Here is a 14,521-nt window from a genome sequence, read left to right on the forward strand (position 1 = left end):
TATGGAGCAGAAAGCAAACTCTTTTCCGTTTGCTTTCTTAGGGAACGCCGTAGGCGAGAGAGGCACTTTGTGCCCGCGAAAGGCACTGTGTGCCCGCGAAAAGACGCTGTGCGTCCCCTGTAAACAGCAAGGTTCCTGTCCTGAGAAAATTTCCGGGACAGGGACCTTCCTGTTTTCGTATTTTTCTTACGTATATGCCAAGAGGAGCAGTATTGGTACGTTCATTTTCCTCGTTATGAATGGTTGGAAAGTTCCATTTGGCGTTCCCACTCGCACAAAGCGTTCAACGCGGGCAAAAGTGTTTTCCCAGAGGGGGTCAGGCTGTATTCCACCTTTGGGGGAATCTCCTGATACTGCTGCCGGTGCAGCAACCCGTCCGCGCAGAGGTCCTTGAGGCTTTGGCTGAGCATCATATCCGTGATGCCGGATACCGCACTTTTGATCTCCCCATAGCGGTGGCATTTCCCATCTTGCAGCGCCCATAAAATCCGGGTTTTCCATTTGCCGCCCGCCACGCGCAGAAAATAGACGAGGGGCGCTTCCGGCGCAGCCAGTTGGACGCTTTCCCCGGCAGACACAACCTCCACGGGCGCGGGGGAGGGGGAAGCCCGCTTTAACCGCTTCTTCTTTTTTTCCTTATCCTTTTTCATACCGCCGCTCCTTTCTATATTCACTCATGAATATAGAGTCAATCTATAAAACCGATGATATCATATTCCCGGATGTTTGGCAAGCACTTTTCCCCGGAAACATAGAAATAGACCGAAAAAACAAAACGCGGCCCCCAGGAAAAGGGCAGGAATCACCGAATGATCGGCCAGGGCGCCAAAGGCCAAATTTGTGCTGGTGGCCGTCAGGTTCATCACAAAGGAATGCACGGACAACGCTGTCGCGCGGTTGGCGACGGAGATATGCCGGTTTTGAATGTCCATACGCAAAGGGATAAATAGGGCGCCCGCCGCGCTCAACGCCATCATCCCGGCAACTGAAAGGATGGGTTGCGCAAAGAGCGCCATGAGGATGCAGGCCATCCCTCCCGTGCCAAACAGCAGGATAGCCGAACGGCGCTCCCCGAGGCGGCCAGCCAAGCGGTGCGATTGCGCGGCCAAAAGGCTCGACAAGGTCACCAGGATGGTGCAAATGCCCATTGCAACGGGCGGGATGCCGCTGCGCAGATATTGGAGTTGATTTAAGAACACCGTGATGGTCTGTTTGCTTTCCGCCAAGAGCGCGGCGCCTAGGAGAAAGAGCAGGAACCGCCGGTCTTGGAAGAGCGTGGCCCAAAATGCGCGCAGTTTGGGCCGGGCGGCGGCAGCTTCCAAAGGGACGGATGGCAAAAACAGGGAGAGCAGAAAGGCCGCCCCGTATGTATAGGCGGAAAACAGCGCCGCCAAGCGGTAGTTCTCCCCGATGAAGAGAGAAAAGACCATGCAGGCAAGCACCAGTCCCGCGGTGTTCAGCGCTTCCCACAGACCAAAGATGCGGCGGGACTCCCGCTCCGGGCAGTTGTTCCCGCCCATGGAGAGGAAGAGATAGGCGCTGTCACATCCGGATAGGCCGGACAAAACAATGGAGAGCAGCAGCCGTTCCGTGAGAAACCAGCCGAACCCTTCCGCGCGCCAAAAGACGATTTTGGAGATAAAATAGAGAAAATGGCAGATCACCAGCGTGTTGCGGTAGCCGATACGGTCGGCGATCCAGCCCCAGGGAAGCTCCATCGCGAGGCTGGCCGCAAGGGAGATGCTTTCGATCACCGTGATTTGAAAAACGCCCACGCCGTTCGCCTGCCGGTACAGCGTGGCGACCGGCGCATAAAAGACAAGGCCCTGCAAAAATGCGATCGCATAGCAGAGCCGAATGTTTCGTTTCTGCATCGTGAATTTCCTTTCCGTGAAAAATGGCAACACAAATCAAAGCCCGCCGGGCATCATCCTACGGGCCTGTTTTGTCGAAACAGGAAAAGACAAATCAATGCAGAGGATTCATAGAGAAGTCCCTTTCGTCCGTTTTATTTGGCGTCCAGCGCCAGGGCTGCCGCGCGGGAATAGACGCATCCGCAATAGTTCTGGCGGTAAAGGTTGTATTCCCGGCTCAACTCGATGGAGCGCTTGTACCCGTTCCGCTTTTTGAAGTCGGAGAATAGATAGGGGACGCCGTACTCTTTCGCCAGCTCCGCGCCGATGGTATTCAATTTCTCGGCGTTTTTGTAGGGGCTGATGGAAAGGGTGGTGGTAAAATAGTCGCATGCCAGATCCTTTGCAGCCTGTGCTGCTTCCGTCAGGCGCAGGCGGTAACAGAGGGTGCAGCGGTCTCCCCCCTCGGGTTCCGCTTCGTGGCCCTTTGCCAGGTCGAAAAAGCGCTCGGGTTCGTAATCGCCCAGCGTCAATGTAACGGGGCCCGCAAGCGGCATTTCCTGCAAGAGGCGGCGTACCTCCGCCACGCGCTTTTCGTATTCCTCCTGCGGGGAGATGTTTGGATTATAGTAAAACAGGACGATGGAAAAATAGCGGGAGAGGTATTCCAGTACATAGCTGCTGCAAGGCGCGCAGCAGGCGTGCAGCAGCAGCTTGGGCCGCAGCGTTTCCTGCTCCAAATGCGCCAAAACCACATCCAGTTCTTTCTGATAGTTTCGCTTGTTCATATTTTCCACCATCCGTCCTCTTTCGGTTGAAAATCCACCTGGCCTTGCCCCAGGGGGAGAAGGTTTTGGTACACCGCCGTGTGGCGTTCATCCACGTCGAGATCCTTATGCACATGGCCGAAATACCAGCGCTTATAGTGAAGCCGCGCGTCAATCCCCTCTAAAAAACGGTTGAAGGGTTCTTCTCTCGGCCGCTTGCGGAATTGGTTGACGATCTGAAGCGGCGCCGTATGCGTGACGACGTAATCTACCGCAAACTGTGCGTCCATCAGGGTGCGCATCGCCTCCCCGTATTCGACCGCATTCGGCATTTCCTCCGGCCACCAGGAGACGCCCTCGGTCCGGAATTCCACATCCCCGGAGGCGCCGCCGCCCATGGTGAAGATTTTGCAGCCATCCAGCGTGAAAAGCTGGCCGCGCATCAGGTGGATGACGTGGTCCGTCACGCGGTGTACCTTGCCGCCGTTCCACAGCTCCACCGGGTATTGGTTCAACAGGCTGAAATTCTCGTGGTTGCCATCGACAAACAGCGTGGTGAACCGTTTGCGTTTAAACCAGCGGAGCCAGAAGTCGTCCGAACCGCCTGGCCCGGTCCACACGCCGCCGAAGTCGCCGCAGATCAACACATAATCGTTTTTGGTCAGCTTTTTCTGTTCGGGGAACGCCTTGGTCGTCAGTTTTGTCACGTCATAAGGAATATGCGTGTCGCCTGTGATATAGATCATGCGGTATCCCCCCTTTTGCATCTATTGTAACAAGCCGGTTTGGAAAAAGCAAATCCGGGGTGAAAAATCTGCCCCTTTTCTTGCATCGCCTATCCGGTTATGCTAAAATGGAACCAACGAAACCGGATGTACGCAGGAGGGGAACTGGTATGTTGGAGGAGAAGGACATCCAAGCGATTGCGCAGCTCATTTTGGCAAGCGAAGAGCGTTTGCGTGGAGAAATTGGCCAAGTCGAAGAGCGTTTGCGCGTGGAATTTCATTCGAAATTGGAAACCGAGATTCATGCCAGTGAAGAGCGGACGCGCACCGGAATACAGGAAGAAATTCGTGCCAGCGAAGACCGTTTGCGTGGGGAAATGGGCCAGGTAGAAGACCGTTTGCGCACGGAATTCCAATCGAAGCTGGAAACGGAGATCCGCGCGAGCGAGGAACGCCTGCGCACAGAATTCCATTCACAGCTGAAAGAGGAAATCCACGCCAGCGAAACCCGCACCCATGCCTACATAGAGAGCGGCGTGATGAAGCCGATCCGCCTGTTGGCCGAAGGCCATGCCCAGATTTTGGAACGTCTGCCGGAGGCGGACGAATTGGATTCCCTGCGCGGACGTGTGCGCAATTTGGAGCGAATCGTCACAGAGCAGGGCCGCGAGATCGACGCCCTGAAGCGCGCATAAGCCCTTCCTAGCGCGGGAAAAGCTCCCGTCTTACATTCCTTCCGAATCCTTCATGGGATGTCCATCCTGTTGAAAAACGATACCTGTGCCGGAGAACGTGTTCTCCGGCTTTTTTATGAAAGCGCAAGCTTTTGTATGGTAAGTCGCCTGCGGAACTATAGAGCTATTTTTCGGCATTATACTATTAATAATCAAATGATTTTGGGCGCGCGTTGTTTGGATGCGGGCCCACTTTTGACCTCAAAAGGGGAAGATCGCCGCCTGGTGGGGGAAAGGGGAGAATCCACACGAAAGACGCACAGAACGATTTTACCAAGGGAAGCATGGCTGGAAATATCATGAATATGGCCATGCCGATGATGCTGGCGCAGCTCATCAACCTGCTGTACAGCGTGGTGGACCGCGTCTATATCGGGCGCATTCCGGACGTGGGCACGTTGGCGCTGACGGGCCTGGGCGTGACCTTTCCCATCATCAATATTTTGAACGCCTTTGCGAACCTCTTTGGAATGGGCGGCGCGCCGCTCTGTTCCATTGCACGCGGGCGCGGGGAAAAGGAAGAGGCCGGGCGCATCATGCAGTGTTCCTATACGCTGCTGCTCATCAGCGGGGTGGCTCTGACCGCCCTCGGCTATCTCTTTTTAAAGCCGCTTTTGTATCTGTTCGGTGCGAGCGACGCGACGTATCCCTACGCGCGGGACTACATGCTGATCTATCTGGCCGGTACCCTCTTTGTAATGGTCAGCCTGGGGATGAACAATTTCATCAATTCGCAGGGCTTCGGGCGCGTCGGCATGCTCAGCGTGTTGAGCGGTGCCGTGGCGAATTTGGTGCTCGACCCAATCTTTATCTTTGCCTTTGGGATGGGCGTCCGCGGCGCGGCGATTGCGACGGTGCTCTCGCAGGGGTTGTCCGCGGCATGGGTGCTCTGCTTTTTGAGCGGGAAAAAGGCGATCCTGCGCCTGAAACCAGCGAAGTTCTTTTTGCACGGCGGGATGTCCAAACAGATCACAGCCATGGGCTTTTCGGGTTTTACGATGTCGGCCACCAACAGCGCTGTGCAGATCCTCTGCAACGCGCAGATGCAGGCCTACGGCGGTGACCTCTATGTGGGTGTTATGACCATCCTCAACTCGGTGCGCGACATCCTCACCATGCCGGTCAACGGATTGACCAGCGGGGCGCAGCCGGTGCTGGGCTTTAACTACGGCGCGCAGGCATACCGGCGGGTGAAAAAGGGCATTGTGTTCATGACACTGAGCTGCATGGCGTATACGCTGGTGGCGTGGCTGTTGGTGTTCCTGTTCCCGCAGTTCTTTATACAGATCTTTAATACCGACGACGCAGCCCTGTTGCAGGCGAGCATTCCGGCGCTGCACATGTATTTCTTCGGGTTCTTCATGATGACCTTCCAATTTGCCGGGCAATCCACGTTTGTGGCGCTGGGCAAGGCAAAACATGCGATCTTTTTCTCGATCTTCCGCAAGGTGATTATCGTCATCCCGCTGACCATCCTGCTGCCGGGCCTATTCCAGATGGGCGTGAACGGCGTCTTCTGGGCGGAACCGATTTCCAACTTTGTGGGCGGCGCGGCAAGCTTTATCACCATGCTGTGTACGGTATGGCCCGCCTTGAAAGAAGAAAAAGGGCTTGCGCATTAGGTCAAAATCCCCCTGACACGCCTTTAAAATCCTGTTATGATGAAAACAAGGATTTTAAGGGGGAAGAAACATGAAGGACAAAGTAACACGCGATTTGCTTCGAATGTGCCAGAATTTCCGGCGGCTTCGACGGGAAAGGGGAATCTCCCTTGAAGAGCTTTCGAAAAATACGTTGGTAGAGGAGTCCCTTTTACAGTGTTTAGAGGCGGATGACGTGCCCGATGCGTTTGATGTGGAGCAGTTTTGCCGGATGTGTGAATATTTCCAAATCCGGCCCTCGGAAGCCTTTCAGGAGCCGAAGGAAGCAAATAGTGATCGGAATGGATAATGATTGCTTGGGAATCCATGGCCGGCATGGATAGAAATGAATCGGAACGAAGTTTCTTACAAAAGAGAGAGCTCCCGCTCTGGAGAAATCCAGAGCGGGAGCTCTCTTGTTTACAGGGAAGAGTCTTCCCCTTTTCTGCTATTTCCGATTAGCCAATGGTTACCGTGCAATGGACGCGTAGCGTCCGTCTACGAAAGCTCTTACGCAATCGTCACTGCACAATGCTTCACAGCGTTCTGGCCCGGCAGGGTCGTATAAACGCCCGTGCTCTGGCCCGGCGTGCCGGTCGCCCAAACCCTGTAATAATAATCGTTGCCGATCTGGGTCAGGAACTGCGTCTTGAGCACGCTGCCATTGCCAACCGTAAAGCTCGGCGCCATGCCGTTGCCATTGACGACGGTCATCTTAAAGCAATACGCCTGGCCGTGCAGCAGGGTGAAGTCCACGGTCGTGTCGCTGCGCACGCTCGCCGGTGTAGCGACGTTCTGTGCAGCCGTCACGACGGAGACGCCCGCCGCGCCGTATGCGTTGGACGCATTCGCCGAGGTGGAACCGCTGGAACCCTTCTGTGGCTGCTGGTTTTCGGCCTTCACAAGGCCGTCCCGTGCCGTCTGCACCGCGTTGTATGCGGAGGCAAGCTCTTCCTTGCTCGCGTTGGCGTCTGCAACGACCGCCTTTGCGACGCGCAGGGCTGCTTGCAGGCTTGCCGCGCTCCGGTCGGTGTATTCGTCCAGGTCGATCTGTTCTGTCTCGTCGATGAGCTTTTGCAGCTCTTCGCGGGACGGGATTTTCCGCAGGGCTGCCATTGCGCGGTTCAGGGTTTCCGCCGCCTCGTCAACCTCTGCCTGCGTAGCGTCCAGGTTTTCCAGGACGTCCTTCGCCGCATCGAGGGCTTCCAGGAACGCATCCTGTCCATCCTCCAAATAGTCGGCCAGGTCGATGCTTTCCGCCTGGTTTACGACGGCCTGTAATTTGCTGGTATCCGCCACGAGGTCCAAATTGGTCAGGGCATCATAGAGGGCATCATATGCCTCTTCTACGTCCGCCTGGAGAGGCTCTTCGTCCGCAAGCACTTCCTGCGCCGCGTCCATTGCCTCTTGGAGCACGGACCAGCTGGAGGGGGTGTAGCCCGCTTCGTCGAGCATGCCTGCAATGGCGAGCAGCTCTTCCAGCTCGGTGGTGTCGCCCTCTGCAAAGCCCAGCAGATGGATGGCGTCGAGCAGGTCGCTCCATGCGCCGTTGATCGCGTCCTGCGTGGCCGCATGGTCCGCTTCAACGTCCTTCGCCGCCTGCAAAGCATTGTCAAAGATCTTTTGTACCGTCGGGATGGCTGCGTTGTATTCGTCGCCGCCGGCCAAGCCCTCTGCCGTTGCGATCACATTGCGGAGGATCTGCTTGTCCACGACGGTGAAGGTGAATTCCAGCGTCTGCGCCGCAGCCGCCATGCTGCCCTCATAGGTAAAGGTCGTGGTGTTGGTTTCTTCGTCGTAAGCGATCTGATCGCTGCAATCCTCGCCGTTGACCAGGACTGCGGAGAACTCCCTGCCGTCCACTCTGGGGGTAAAGACGAGCGTGTATGCGTCGCCCGCCTTCAGGGAGGAGGTGTACTTGCCAATCAGGTTTGCGATGGCATTGTCTTCACCGTTGACGGAAATTTCCGCATTCGTGGTGAAGTTCACGGTGAATCCATATTCCTGGTCGGGGTCCGTGGACTCGCCAACCGTCACCGTGCATTGTGCCTGCGCGCCGAAGCCGGCTGCATAGCCGTAGACGGTGAAACTGCCTTCCTGCTGGCAGGCATCCTCTGGGATGGTGTCCCAAACGATCGGAAGCGTTCCCTGCGTCCCGTCCACATAGGTGACGGAAGCGGTCTCCGGGAGAACCGGTGCAACGCCTACCGTAGTCTCTGCGGCGCTGGATGCGATGGCGGAGACCAGGTTGATCTCGCTGTACACATACAGGCGGCAGACCGCCGGACGGTCGGTGTCTTCCACGGTGCCGGTGAGGACGTGTTGGCCCAAAACGCTGGAAGCGCCGCTGAGGTCGCCCCAGGTGACGTTCCGGACTTCCTGCGCGCCGTTCGCCATGGTGACGGTCACCTGCTGCGGCAGGGAAACCGTTCCCTCATACGGCACGGAAGCGCTGACTTCTTCCACAGTGGAAACGGTGTTGGACTTGCTGACTTCCACCGTGCAGATTGCCTTGATGGAGGTACCTTCGACCGTGCCTTCAATTGTGAAGGAACCCTCCTGCGCATAGTCGCTAGCGTCGATGTCCGCCCACTTCAGGCCGATCATGCCGCTGGTGTTGTCCGAATAGAAGACCCGGACTTCTTCCGGCATATTTGGCGCATGCCCCACCAGCGTGGAAAGGGCTTCTTCCTGGATCGCGACGATGGCCGGTTCTTCTGCATAAATGCTGACCGGGATGGAGAGATACTGGGATTCAAAGCCCTCTTTGGTGAGGGAAACCAGCATCTCGGAATGTCCGGCCTGCTCGCCGGTGATCTGGTTGTTCTGAATGGAGAGCGCGCCGTCCGTGGACGCTACGCCATAGGCGATGGATACATCCGCGGGGTCGGTCTCGAGGTTCAGCGTATAGGTGGAACCCTCTTTGAGCTGAATCTGCTCCGGAATGCCGGTGACTTCGATCTGCTCAAAGTCGCCCTCGCCCCTCGGCAGGAAGCGGGCGTTTGCCCAGTCGCTGTGGTCGTGCGCGTTGGTTCCCATGGAATCGACGACCAGCTTGAGCTCCTTCGCGCCGATGATGTTCAGGCGGACGTGTTCCGCCTCGGTATCCTGGGTCATGACCGGGGAGGTGTAGACCTGCTCGTTGTCCACCCAGATCTCAAACCGGGCTTCGCCGCGGGATTCGGAACCGTCGCTGGCGATGCTGCCCAGCCAGTCGAGGCCGAGATACGTCTCAAAGATGTCGTAGCCGAGGCCCTCGATGTCATAGACGATTTCGGAGGAAGCATGGACGCCCAGGCCGCTGTTGAACTGCGTGCGTTCGCCGTTGACCGTCAGCTCCATCGGGCCGCCTTCGAGGTTGGTGCCGAAGCAAATGTCTTCCCAGCCCGTGGTGGCGGACTTCCATGCCACGTCCTCCAGCGGGATTTCATCCATCTGGGTGAAGTGGATGGTATACACCTGCGGGTTGCCGTCCGCGTCGTCGATGCGGACCTCTGCGGTATCGCTGAAGGACGTAGGCTGCTTCACTTCGGCCTGGATGGAGGAATGCGCGGTGACCGCTTCCACATGTGGGAGCTCCGTGCGGGCGCTCAGATAGGGGATGGTATACTCGTGCTTGTCCAGCGAGAAATCAGGCAGGGCGCGTCCGTCGACCTCGATGCCGGTGAGCGTCTGGGTGATGATCGCCTTTTGTGCCTGCTCCATCTTCTGTTCGACGGTGTTCGTCTCACTGGTGACCGGACGCATCCGGTAGGTGAAGGAATACTGCCGGTTGGACAGGACCTTGTATTTTTCCAACATGGTCGGGCCGCAGCTGCCGTTGCCAAGGCCGGTCTGCATGTAGTCCAGGGTCAGATAGACCTGGTCTGCCCGGGTGAGCTGGTATGGATGCGCCTTGCTGTTCAGCTCGGAAGCGGAATAGTGCAGCGCGCCGAACTCCATCGGGGTGTCGGTGGAGAACAGGATGCCGTCGCCCGCCTCGTCCGTCAGGGAGACCCAGCGGACGTCCGTGCGGTTGCCGTTCTCCTGCGGCTTGAGGTACGGCACAAACATGCCGTCCACGGTGTTGTCATACACGCCGATCGGGGAACCGGTCTTGCGGTCCACATAGTTTTCTTCCGGCCCTCTGCCGTAGTAGGTGATGTTCTCATAGCCTGCGGGCAATTCCATCTTCATACCCACGCGGCCCAGCATTTCGGACGCCTTGGAGTCGAATTCGCTGTTGACCACGATGTCGCCCGAGGGGTACACGGTGTAGGTGATGACATTGGTGGAATTGTTCAGGGTGGAATAGGAGAGCGGCACGGTGATGACGATCTTATGCTCGTCCTTCTCCACTGTTACCTCGCCGACGGTGGTTGCCGGGTCGCGGTACTTGGTGTTGATGGTGCCGTTGTCGATCCTTGCGCGCCAGTAGTTCGGCTCCGGCGCATTGTGGATCAGTTCCTTGCCGTTGTTCTTAAAGGAGGTCAGCTCGCCCTTGGCGGTGTCGAAGGTGACCTCAAAGCCCTCGCCCTTGGCCGTCAGCGTGTCGCCGCTTTCCGTGACCTCGGTGAACGTCGCGGAGGTGTCCAGTATGAGACCGGGCTCGTTTGCGTCAAAGCTCAGTTCGAACTGCTCGAACGCCATGGTGGTTCCCTTGTCCGCCCAGAGGGTATCCTCTTTCAGGCGGAACTCGATGTTGAGCAGGAATTCGCTGCCTTCGCGCACGGTTTCGGGCGTGTGATAGCCGATGGTCACCACTTTGGTCTCGCCGCCCGGGATGTCGAGCTGCTCGTCCGTCAGAACGCCGGACTGGATGACCTCATTGTTGTTGTACAGTGTCCAAACGCCCTCGTACTCGTTCAAATTGGTGAAGTCGAGGAGGTTTTCGATCTGGATCTCGCCGGTTTCGAGGTCTTTCGCCGTGAGCTTGACGCCCTGATAGGCCTTTTTGACCTCCTGATAGGCGGGATGCAGGGAGCGGTCGGGGAATACAACGCCGTTTCCGCAGAAGTTGCCGTCGTTGGTGTTGTCGCCCCAGTCGCCGCCGTAGCCGAAATACCACTGCTGGTTTTCGCCGGTATCGATCTCCTTGACAGAATCAAAGTCCATCCAGAGGACAACGCCGTCGTCTTCCGGCGTGCGGCTTTCGCTGTTGATCTCTTCGAGCGAGAGCGCGCGGTCATAGATGCGCACATTGTCGATCTTTCCCTGGAATTCACGGCCGGTACGCTCCGTATCGGTGCCGATGGCGACCGCGTAATCGTTGGAGGTGACCGTCTTCTGGGTGACCTCTTTGCTGGCGCAGAGCTCGCCGTCGATGTAGATGTTGATGGTGCCCGCGTCTGCGTCAAATGTAGAGACGACCTGATGCCAGTTCTCGAACCAGTCGTCCGGGACGGTCGCTTCAAGGCTGATCCAGGTGGCGCTGGTGCTGCCGGTCGCGTTTGCGTCGTAGATGAAGAATTCCACCACGCTCTTGCCGGTCGATGTGTTGCCGATGTACTTCATCGCATACTGGCTGTTGCCCTTTGTGACGATGGCGCCGTTGGTGCTGCCGGAGACCTTGTCCGGATAGACAAGCGCTTCCAGGGTCAGGCTGCCGGTCAGGTCGAGAGCCTCGCTCACGGGCAAGGTTGCGGTGCCTTCCAAAGCGGTGCCGTTGCCAATGCCGCCGCGGGCTTCCAACGTGCCTTCATAGGCGGCGTTCAGCCCCAAGGGCCCGTTGTCAACCAGCTTGTTTTCGGTATCCACTGCGCCGAAATCACACCAGAACAGGACGGATTCGTCGTTGGAAGGAACGCTCGCATCCGCGACCTCCTGCGCCGTCAGTGCGCGGTCATAAATGCGCACTTCGTCGATCAGGCCGGTGAATTCACGGCCGGGGCGCTCCAGGTTTTCACCCACCGTGACGGCATAGGTGTTGGTATTGCGCACATTCTTGCCGCCGGTGGATACGGATTTCAGTTCCACGCCGTCCACATAGATCTTCAAGGTGCCGTCCTCTGCGCTGAACACGCCGGTGATCCGGTGCCAGTTGTCGAGCCAGTCCGCAGGTGCGGCGACCGTCGCAGAGACCCAGGAATTGCCGCTCTTGTAGCAGAATTCCAGGTTGCCCTTGGTGTATTGCAGCGTAAGCTGCTCGTTGCCCTTGGCAACGATGGTGTCGTAGCCTTCCGTATTTTTGCCCGTCTGACAGACAAGCGCTTCCACGGAGAAGCTGCCGGTTGTGTCGAAGGCCGGGTCGGCGGGCAGCTCTGCGGTGCCCTTGAGCGCGTTGTCCGCGTCCTTGCCTGCAACCAGGGAGCCGGCGAATTCGGCCTGGAATTGGTTGTGGCTGCTGTCGGTCAGGACGTTCTTCTTATCGCCGCCCAGATCGACGCGGATCGACTGGTCTACCCAGTCCCAAATGCAGCCGCCGATCAGCTTGTCGTATTTTTCAAAGACATCCACATATTCCTGGAGGTTGCCGGTGCTGTTGCCCATGGAGTGCGCATATTCGTGTGCAAGATAGGGCTTGGGGTTGCTGTCTGTCCCAATGGCCGGCAGGCTGATACGCCCGGAGAAGGAGCCGTCTGCGGATGGATAGGTGGAGGAACGGGTGTCCGAATAGGTGGCATTTCCGTCTCCTCTGGAATTGAAGTAGTGGACCGGGCGCGTATTGTCGCGCGCCTTGGTCCAATCGTACAGGATCTGGAACACGGAACCTGCGCCGGACTCATTGCCCATGGACCACATGATCACGCTGGGGTGGTTCTTGTCGCGCTCGACCATGCTCTTCACGCGGTCGAGATGGACATCCGCCCATTTTTCCGCGTCGTCGCCCGGGATCTTATGCATGGCGCCGTGCGCCTCGATGTTGGCTTCGTCAACGACGTACATGCCGTATTCGTCGCACAGCTCATACCAATAGGTATTGTTCGGATAGTGCGCCGTGCGGACCGTGTTGACGTTGGCCTGCTTCATCAGGATGATGTCCTGCTCCATCAGTTCGCGGCTGACGGTGCGGCCCGTGTCCGGCGAAGTCTCGTGGCGGTTAAAGCCTTTTATGATGACATTTTTGCCATTGACAAACAGGCCGGTGTTATCGCGCAGCTCCACCTCGCGGAAGCCGATCCGGGAGCTGGCAAACTCCACGCTGGCGCCCGTGTCGTCGCACAATTCCAGAACCAGTGTGTACAGGTTCGGCTTTTCTGCGCTCCAGAGCTTGGGGGAGAGGATGGTCTGCCCATAGTCCATGGTGCAGACGGCATGCCCCTTCTCATCCACGTCGCTGCCGAACGTCACCGGGAATTCCTGCTCCACGATGGCGTTCTGCTGGTCGTCCAGCAGGCGGGCGCGGACGGTGTATCCCTCCGGCGCATCCTGCGTCAGCTGGCGCGCCTTGATGGAAAGCTCGAACTGCGCATTTTCGTAGGCGTCGTCGAGGTCGGTGACCACCTCATAGTCGAAGATTTCGACTTCGTCTTTGGAATAGAGGTATACGTCGCGGAAAATGCCGCTCAAACGGATGAAGTCCTGGTCCTCCATGTAACTGCCGTCCGACCAGCGGTACACCTGGACGGAGACGGAGTTTTCACCCTCATGGAGATAGGGGGTGATGTTAAAGTCCGCCGGGGTGTAGCTGTCTTCGCTGTAGCCCACCTGCTGGCCGTTGATCCAGAGGTAGAATGCGGATTCCACGCCCTGGAACGAGATGAAGATCTGGCGTCCGCCTTCCAGCATCTCGGGCTTCACGGTGAAGCTCCGGCGGTAGGAACCGACCGGGTTGTACGTGGTTGGAGCGGTGGCGTTGGTGGTATCGGCCGAACCGCCGCCGTTCATCGTCCACGGGTAAGTCGAGTTGGAGTAAATCGGCTTATCATACCCCTGGGTTTGCCAGTTGCCGGGGACCTGGATGGTATCCCAGTCGCTGACGTCGTAGTCCTCTTTGAAAAATTCCGTGTTGCGGTCCGCTGGTTTGTCCGCATACTGGAATGCCCAGTCCCCGTTCAAGAGCTGGTAGTACGCGGAGTCCTCTTCGGACCGTGCGAGCGCTTTTTCTTCCGTATCGTACGGGACAAATGCGGTGTGGGCAGGTTCGCGGTTCACTTGATACTGCGTGGGCTGCCCAGTCCATTCGCTGCCTGTCCATTGGACGCCCGGTTCCGCGGTCACAGCCATGGAAACCACATTCCCAAGGCCCGTCCCGCTGAACAGCATGGTGAGCGCCAACAGCCAAGCAATCCTTCGCTGTTTCATAATGTTTCTCCTTTTCCTATCAATCTCTCCCAAAAGAATTTAGGCCATCCAAATTTATCCTATCACCTCCGTTTTGATCGTATTGCCTAATACTTTTTAACTTTATCACGGCTTTTTTTCTGTATTTTTCTGGATTGATTATAATAGTTTTATCCAGTTAATATTTTTTACAGTTCAAAGAGATCTTCTAACAGATGAAACCAATTTTTGAAAGAAAATCCAGAAGTTTTCCAGAAAATAAAGCATATCTATCAGGGTGTATTTGTATTCCTCCCAAGGATACACGACCCTTCGGGCGAAGTGCGATTGGAGGATGAGAGGCGAGAGAAAAAGAAAAAGTCAATTAAGCGACAAGCACTTAATTGACTCTTTATGGCGTGCCCTACGTTTCTTCCCAAGAACACGAGCCCCCTAGGGCGAAGTGCGATTGGAGGATGAGCAGTGAAAGAAAAAGAAAAAGTCAACTCAGCGACAAGCACTAAGTTGACTTTTTGTGGCGCGCCCGAAGTTGAGACGCAAAAAAGCTCCTGTGGAGCGTTTTTGTTGCCGAGGTCCCTTCCCAAGAACACGAGCCCCCTA

8 protein-coding genes are annotated in these 14,521 nt (G+C 57.0%); 3 read left to right on the forward strand and 5 right to left on the reverse strand.

Annotated elements, in window-relative coordinates; translation table 11 throughout:
• Positions 1 to 233: 233 nt before the first annotated feature.
• The 4 genes from B5F54_RS15360 to B5F54_RS15375 all read right to left on the reverse strand — a co-directional run bounded on the left by B5F54_RS15360 (position 234) and on the right by B5F54_RS15375 (position 3,366).
• Positions 234 to 650 carry a winged helix-turn-helix transcriptional regulator gene (locus tag B5F54_RS15360; RefSeq protein ID WP_087235087.1) on the reverse strand — a complete coding sequence of 139 codons (417 nt, stop codon included), beginning with the start codon at positions 648 to 650 and terminating at the stop codon, positions 234 to 236.
• Positions 651 to 710: 60 nt separating this feature from the next.
• Positions 711 to 1,874 carry an MFS transporter gene (locus B5F54_RS15365; RefSeq protein ID WP_087235088.1) on the reverse strand — a complete coding sequence of 388 codons (1,164 nt, stop codon included), beginning with the start codon at positions 1,872 to 1,874 and terminating at the stop codon, positions 711 to 713.
• A gap of 134 nt (positions 1,875 to 2,008) precedes the next feature.
• Positions 2,009 to 2,641 (reverse strand): epoxyqueuosine reductase QueH, encoded by a 633-nt coding sequence (locus B5F54_RS15370; protein ID WP_087235113.1) that lies wholly within the window; start codon positions 2,639 to 2,641, stop codon positions 2,009 to 2,011.
• Positions 2,638 to 3,366 (reverse strand): metallophosphoesterase, encoded by a 729-nt coding sequence (locus B5F54_RS15375; protein WP_087235089.1) that lies wholly within the window; start codon positions 3,364 to 3,366, stop codon positions 2,638 to 2,640. The genes B5F54_RS15370 and B5F54_RS15375 overlap by 4 nt, the downstream gene beginning before the upstream one ends.
• A 149-nt stretch (positions 3,367 to 3,515) precedes the next feature.
• Between B5F54_RS15375 and B5F54_RS15380 the strand changes: the two genes are divergently transcribed.
• The 3 genes from B5F54_RS15380 (at position 3,516) to B5F54_RS15390 (ending at position 6,029) form a co-directional block, all read left to right on the forward strand.
• Complete coding sequence (locus tag B5F54_RS15380) at positions 3,516 to 4,040, forward strand: hypothetical protein (protein ID WP_087235090.1); 525 nt, start codon at positions 3,516 to 3,518, stop codon at positions 4,038 to 4,040.
• Between the two features lie 323 nt (positions 4,041 to 4,363).
• Positions 4,364 to 5,701 carry an MATE family efflux transporter gene (locus tag B5F54_RS15385; protein ID WP_087235091.1) on the forward strand — a complete coding sequence of 446 codons (1,338 nt, stop codon included), beginning with the start codon at positions 4,364 to 4,366 and terminating at the stop codon, positions 5,699 to 5,701.
• 70 nt (positions 5,702 to 5,771) lie between these two features.
• Entirely contained in the window at positions 5,772 to 6,029 is a 258-nt protein-coding gene (locus B5F54_RS15390; RefSeq protein WP_087235092.1) for a helix-turn-helix domain-containing protein, read from the forward strand.
• A gap of 200 nt (positions 6,030 to 6,229) precedes the next feature.
• Here the strand turns inward: B5F54_RS15390 and B5F54_RS15395 are convergent, their stop codons facing one another.
• Positions 6,230 to 13,942, reverse strand: a complete 7,713-nt coding sequence (locus tag B5F54_RS15395; protein WP_087235093.1) for a glycoside hydrolase family 2 TIM barrel-domain containing protein — start codon at positions 13,940 to 13,942, stop codon at positions 6,230 to 6,232.
• Between the last annotated feature and the right edge of the window lie 579 nt (positions 13,943 to 14,521).

This window comes from Anaeromassilibacillus sp. An250 (genome assembly GCF_002159845.1).
GTDB lineage: Bacteria > Bacillota > Clostridia > Oscillospirales > Acutalibacteraceae > Anaeromassilibacillus > Anaeromassilibacillus stercoravium.